This is a genomic window from Arthrobacter sp. Dra40, from assembly GCF_059091905.1.
The window spans coordinates 1-6,083 of record NZ_JBNHHB010000266.1 but is presented as its reverse complement, the minus strand read 5'-3'; the positions used below and the strand labels follow the sequence as shown (position 1 = coordinate 6,083).

At 65.7% G+C, this 6,083-nt stretch carries 7 protein-coding genes; 3 read left to right on the top strand and 4 right to left on the bottom strand.

Going from position 1 to position 6,083, the window contains the following annotated elements; all coding sequences use genetic code 11:
• The first annotated feature begins 429 nt into the window (after positions 1-429).
• Entirely contained in the window at positions 430-948 is a 519-nt protein-coding gene (locus AC5RWT_RS33415; protein WP_494083966.1) for a TM2 domain-containing protein, read from the top strand.
• A gap of 93 nt (positions 949-1,041) precedes the next feature.
• On the opposite strand, the gene AC5RWT_RS33410 is transcribed toward AC5RWT_RS33415, so the two are convergent.
• The 3 genes from AC5RWT_RS33410 to AC5RWT_RS33400 form a co-directional block, all read right to left on the bottom strand.
• Positions 1,042-1,248: a cold-shock protein gene (locus AC5RWT_RS33410; protein ID WP_136786853.1), complete on the bottom strand. Its 207-nt coding sequence runs from the start codon at positions 1,246-1,248 to the stop codon at positions 1,042-1,044.
• Positions 1,249-1,396: 148 nt separating this feature from the next.
• Positions 1,397-2,044 (bottom strand): LytR C-terminal domain-containing protein, encoded by a 648-nt coding sequence (locus AC5RWT_RS33405; protein ID WP_494083965.1) that lies wholly within the window; start codon positions 2,042-2,044, stop codon positions 1,397-1,399.
• A 62-nt stretch (positions 2,045-2,106) separates the two neighbouring features.
• Positions 2,107-2,415: a DUF3263 domain-containing protein gene (locus AC5RWT_RS33400; RefSeq protein ID WP_493968689.1), complete on the bottom strand. Its 309-nt coding sequence runs from the start codon at positions 2,413-2,415 to the stop codon at positions 2,107-2,109.
• 143 nt (positions 2,416-2,558) lie between these two features.
• On the opposite strand from AC5RWT_RS33400, the gene AC5RWT_RS33395 reads away from it, so the two are divergent.
• Both AC5RWT_RS33395 and AC5RWT_RS33390 read left to right on the top strand, forming a co-directional pair.
• Entirely contained in the window at positions 2,559-3,314 is a 756-nt protein-coding gene (locus tag AC5RWT_RS33395) for a uracil-DNA glycosylase (RefSeq protein ID WP_494083964.1), read from the top strand.
• A 296-nt stretch (positions 3,315-3,610) separates the two neighbouring features.
• A complete protein-coding gene (locus tag AC5RWT_RS33390; RefSeq protein ID WP_494083963.1) occupies positions 3,611-4,495 on the top strand; it encodes a siderophore-interacting protein in 885 nt (294 codons plus the stop codon).
• A gap of 96 nt (positions 4,496-4,591) precedes the next feature.
• On the opposite strand, the gene AC5RWT_RS33385 is transcribed toward AC5RWT_RS33390, so the two are convergent.
• A partial coding sequence (locus AC5RWT_RS33385; RefSeq protein ID WP_494083962.1) for a threonine/serine exporter family protein occupies positions 4,592-6,083 on the bottom strand: 1,492 nt, incomplete at its 5' end.

Genomic DNA, 6,083 nt, shown 5'->3' with positions numbered 1-6,083 from the left:
GGCCTCTTCGTCAAATGCAATGATCTTTGCCATAGCGGCTTACGTCCCTTCTGGACAATAGACACTGGACGCAGCTTTTGACGGCTGCTGGCCACCTTCAGTGCCCGCGACGGACGGCTCACGACGACGGCGATTTCTGTACGCCGTGCCGCTCGCCTCACATCAGGTGGCGGGTTTCACCCTCCACGGGCGACGTTCTTAGCAGTCAGCCCGCGAGAGTGCTAACTCAATAATTAGCACTCGACGGTGTCGAGTGCAACCTGTCGGGGCCTGTTGGCCTGCCGGCTTCGCGGATGGCGAATCCCCCTGAGCGACCCCGGGGGGACAATCAGGGTGGACCCCCATGGAAACGGCCTGCCCCTCGCCGTAAATTGGCTGCTAAGAGAGCGCAGCTACTAGCGGCCCGGCAGCGGGCAAGGTCGGAGAACCATGTCTGAACCAGCAGACGAAAAGAACACCAGCAACCCCACCGAACCCCTGGTGCCGGGCCCGCACCCGACCAGACCCATTGGCGGGCAGCCGCCGTACGGCGGAGGCGGGCAGCCGTTCGACGGACCCGGCCCCCAGCCGCCCAACCAACCGCCGTTCGGCGCGCCCGGACAGCAATACCCCCAGTACCCGGGCCAAGGCCAGCCCGGCCAGCCCTACGGCCAGCCCTACGGCCAGCCCTACGGCCAGCCCTACGGCCAGCAACAGTATTACGGGGCCCCGCAGGGCTACCCGGAGCAGAAGTCGCGCCTCATCGGCGGGCTGCTGGGCATCCTGCTGGGCGGCTTGGGCGTCCACCGCTTCTACCTGGGCCACGTCGCCATCGGCGTGGTTCAGATCGTGGTCACGTTTCTGACCTTCGGTCTCGGCGCCGTCTGGGGCTTTGTTGAGGGCATCATGATCCTGGTCGGGGCGGAACCGTTCAGGCGTGACGCCCGCGGCATTCCGCTCAAGGAATAGCCTTCCCCGGAATAGCCTCCCGGCACGCTCGTCCGCGCACTACGAAGAGGCGGCGGAGGCACCCCTGCCTCCGCCGTCGTCGTCGTCATCCTGCTAAGAGGCGACCCGTACCTCTTCTGCCTGCGGGCCCTTCTGGCCCTGGCCGATCTGGAACTCTACGCGCTGCCCTTCATCAAGGGAACGGTAACCATCCATTTGAATAGCGGACCAGTGGACAAAAACATCGGAATTTTCCTCGTCCACGGTGATGAAGCCGTAGCCCTTTTCCGCGTTGAACCATTTGACGGTTCCCAGCGCCATAGCGTTCTCCATACTTAGTAGTCCCAGCCTGCCGCGTACGGTTTGGCGGCAGAGTGGTTTCACCCTAAACCAAGCAGGGGGCAGAAAGTGAGCTGCGGCACACTTAAGTTATTGAGGCGTAACCGAAATTGTTACGCCTCGGGGCTGCTTACCGGTAGCCCGGGCCGAGTGCGACCGTGACGTACTGGGAGACGTTGCCGTTTTCCTGCAGGCTGGAGATACCCAGCAGTGCGCTCAGCGCCTGCGCGTTGGCTTCCTGACCGGGGTTGTAGAAAATTACCGAGCCGGCCAGCGGCGTCCCGCCCCAGTTGTCCACCACCGCGATCGCCCAACCATCAGCCTGCACGGTCTGCGATACGGTCCCGGCCAGCCCGGAGACGCCGGTGCCGTTGAGGATCATCACCGGATCCTGCTTATTGACCGCAGCGGTTTGCGTGGGTTCCTCGGTTGCTTCCTCGGTGGGCTCGGCCGTGGGTTCGTCGTGCGCCGCTTCGGTAACTTTCGGGGTGGCGGTTTCCGTGGGTTTTGCGGTTTTGGTTGGCTGCGCCGACACCGACGGTGACGCCGAGGCAGTTGCGGTGCTGGACTGCGCGGCAGCCGGGGACGTGTTTCCGCCGCCCCCCAGCAGCGGGAGCACAAAGAACGACAAGGCGCCGACAGCCAGCGCCAGCACTGCGGCCAGGATGATCAGGCCCAGACCATTGGACTTCGGCGTCGCCATGCGTGCCCGGTGCACTCCGTGGCGGTCTGAAGTTTCAGGGACCTCGTCGAACTCATCCCGGGGGTACTTGGTCATCGCTTACAGTGCATCCTTGGTGGTGGAGAAAACGGAAACCAGCCTCCCGGGCGGCCCCGGAGTCAGGCGTCGGTGCCCAGCCTGCGAGCAGTGCGCGCACGCTGGCGGGACGTACGTAGTCTACGCAATCTCTTCACCAGCATCGGATCGTGCGCCAGCGCGTCCTCGGTATCGATGAGCGCATTGAGGATTTGGTAGTAGTGCGTGGCGGACATGTCGAACAGTTCCCGGATGGCCTGTTCCTTCGCGCCGGCGTACTTCCACCACTGCCGCTCGAGGGCCAGCATCCGCTGATCGCGTTCGCTCAGGGGGCTGGCGTCGTCAACTTCGGCCTCAAGGGAAAAGGCGCTTGCCTCGGCCGAACCTGACACAACACACACCTGCTCTTCCTGGTACTTGCTGGCGGCAATCAAACATCCCTCCCATGATAGGGGCGAATCACAGGCGTGTCATTCAGGTCAGGCGCCGGCGTCCTGATTGCCCGCATGCTGGCATTGTCAGCAAAGATAGAACGGTGAACTACGACGACGGTGCCCTCTTTCCGCTGCCTGCCCGCCCGCCTGCGGGGGACTTTGGCGCACCCTATCCGTTCGCCTCTCCCCATGAACTTTCCGGCGTCGTCCATCACGAGTGGGCCGAAGTGCTGGCGCCGGCAGAACCGCTGCTGTGGGACCTTGCCTCCTACCTGGACGGCGAGCGCGCCGCCGGCAAGACCCTGCTGCCTGCGCCGGGCAACGTATTGCGGGCGTTTCAGCGGCCGTTGTCCAAGGTCAAGGTGCTGATTGTCGGCCAGGACCCCTATCCCACGCCGGGGCACTCGATCGGGCTGGCCTTTGCCGTTGAACGGCACGTGCGGCCGCTGCCGCGCAGCCTGGCCAATATCTACCGGGAACTGCAGATGGATGTGGGGTTCCGGCCGCCGCAGCACGGCGACCTGAGCGCGTGGAGCGACCAGGGCGTGCTGTTGCTTAACCGCTCGCTGACGGTGGAGGCCGGGAAGGCCGGCTCCCACCGCAACAAGGGGTGGGAGCAGATTACCGAGCTGGCGGTACGGGCGCTGGCGCAGCGCGGCGGCCCGCTGGTGGCACTGCTCTGGGGCCGCGAAGCCCAGCAACTGGCTTCGGTGCTGGAGCAGGTCCCGCGGATCGAGACGGTGCATCCCAGCCCGCTGTCGGCTTCCCGCGGCTTCTTTGGTTCGCGGCCCTTCAGTCGGGTCAACGAACTGTTGGCGGACCAGGGAGCCGAACCCGTTCACTGGGCGCTGCGTTAGCCCAGGCCGGGCAACGTGGCCTTCCAGCTGGCCGATGCGGGGACGGTTTTGTCCATGTTTTGTGCAAGGGTTCGGCGTTCGCGCAGGTCAGGGACTCAACGGTTTCCAAGACATGGACAGTTCCGGCTAAACGTGGACAGCAGGGACCGGGCGGCGGGCTGCTGAGGAAGCGGTTCGCGGTGAGTGGCCGCACGCTTCCGGCCACTGTGAGGTTCCGCTCACAGTAATTGGGATTACCGTACCCGTGGATTAGGTTGTCCTAAGTAGCAGTTTCCCTTCCTCAGGAGTAGTGCAGGATGCAGACACAACCGGCAGCCCCCGCCCGGGCCGGACGGAACGGCCGCCCGCCGCGGGTTCAGACCAACCTGCAGGTGACCCGTACCGAGTGGCTGTCGAAGCACATGGTCCGCGTATACGCCGGAGGCGAAGCATTCGATTCGTTCGCCGAACGGTTTGCGGCGAAGGACGCCACGGACCAGTACATCAAGATCATTTTCCTGGACCCCTCGCTCGATCTGGAGCTTCCCGTCAACGTGGCCGAGCTCAAGGAAACCCTGCCGGCCGACAAGCTGCCCGTCACCCGCACCTACACCGTGCGGCGGGTGGACCACGGCATGCGCGAAGTTGCGGTCGACTTTGTGGTCCATGGCGAGGAAGGACTCGCCGGGCCGTGGGCTGCGCAGGCCAAGCCCGGTGACTGGATGATGTTCAACGGCCCCGGCGGCGCATACCGCCCCGACGCCGACGCGGATTGGTACCTTTTGGCCGGCGATGATGCCGCTCTGCCGGCCGTTGCTGTCGCCATCGAATCCCTGGCCCCGGACGCCCGCGGCCACGCTTTCCTGGAAGTGGACTCCGAAGAGGACGTGCAGGACCTGGAATCCCCGGCCGGGCTGGAGATCCACTGGTTGTTCCGGCGTGGCCAAACGCCCGGTACCGCAACCTTGCTCCGTGACGCCATCGCCGGCTTGGAATGGCCCGAAGGCACAGTAGACGCCTTCGTCCACGGCGAGCGCGGTGAAGTGAAGTCGCTGCGCGACGTCCTGTTCAAGGACCATGGCCTCTCGCGCAGCCAGGTATCGATCTCCGGCTACTGGGCCTACGGGCGGGCCGAAGACGCCTTCCAGGCCGAAAAGCGCACCGAGGCGGGCCAGATCTTCCCGGAGACCTACCAGTCCTGATCCACTCCGGTCCGCGGTAGCACTGCCTTCGGCGCCGGCCCATTAGGCGCCAGGCGATCGCCAGGCCCCTCCCCGCGGCCGGCGGTTCCGGCGTCCCTAGCGGCGCCGGCCGCGCCGGTTTTCGTTCGAGCCCAGCCCCTTGGTAAACGGCCGGGCCAGATTGTCGCCCAGCACCGCGCCGCCGGCGATCGCCAGTATTACGGTGAGCGCACCGAACAGCCCCAGGATGCCTTCGAAGGGGGCCTCAGAGTTGACGGTCAGTTCGAAGATGGACCGGAACACGGACAGACCGGGCAGCAGGAACAGCACCGCCGGAACGGCCACCACCAGCTGCGGCGAGCCCATCCGCAGGCCCACAATGCGCCCGAGGAACCCGATCACCACCGCCCCGACGGCCGGGCCGATCCGGTCCCCGATCCCCGCCCACACCACGAAGTCGTAGATCAGCAGCCCGACCAGCCCGACGGCGGCCGTGGGCAGCAGCATATTCAGCTTGGTCTGCTCCGTCATGCAGAGAGCCATCGTGGCCACCACCAGCAGCAGCGCCCGCACCACGTAGGGGTACTGGCCCTGCCCTTCCACAAAGACTTCGGGCAGGCTGACGCCGACCATCGAGCCTCCCACCAGCCCAACGGCGACGCCGGCGGCAATTGCGGCGAAGGTAAAGAAGGCTGACAGGTAACGTCCCGATGCGGTGACCGGGAAGCCGTTGATCGCGTCCTGGGTGGCGGAGACCAGCCGGCCGGTCGGCAGGAGGAACAGGATGCCGCCGGCGATCACCAGCGACGGGCTCATCGGCACGTGCAGCGCCCAGAACAGCAGCGCCATCACGGTGGCCAGGCATGCGCCGATGCCGGTGATGAAGAAGTCCGGCATCCGCCATTTGCTCAGCTTCCGCCCCACCAGCCCCATCAACACTGTGGAGATGCTGCCCACCAGGGCCGCGAAGATGCTGCCGCCCAAAAAGGCAACAATGAAGCCCGAGAAGACGCCGCCGGCGCCGATGGCCATCCACCGGGCGAAGGGCTTGGGGCGGGAGGTGATTCCCTGCAGCCGTTCCTTGGCCTCGCTACGGCCCACACCGCCATTGACGATGTCGGTCACCAGTTCGTGCACCAGGGACAGGCCCGCGTAGTTGTTGGTCCAGGAGCGCACCACACGCATCACGGTGATCGGCACTGTGTCCGGCTTGGCGTAGTTGATCAATACGGACTGATTGGTGATATCCACGTCGATGTCGCTCAGGCCGAAAGCCGCCGTGACGGCGATGATGCTGGTTTCCACTTCCAAGGCGCCGGCCCCGTAACGGAACATGGTTTCCGCCAGGTCCAGGACAAAGTCCAGGGTGATGCGCGCCGAGGCGTCGATCCCGGGCGTTTGTATCATCGGGTTGGCGTAGGGGCTGCCGGCCAGCCGTTCCACGATGCTCATCGGCGCGGTAGGCGGCGCCTCGCCCTGCACGAGCTTGCGCAGCATCCGCCGGGCAGCTGCATTGGAGCGCGAGGCCGAAGCGGAGGCGCGCAATGGTGCGGTTCCGGTGGGAACGGGCTTGACCTGCTTGGCCACCGGCCGGTCCGTCGGCCGCGGC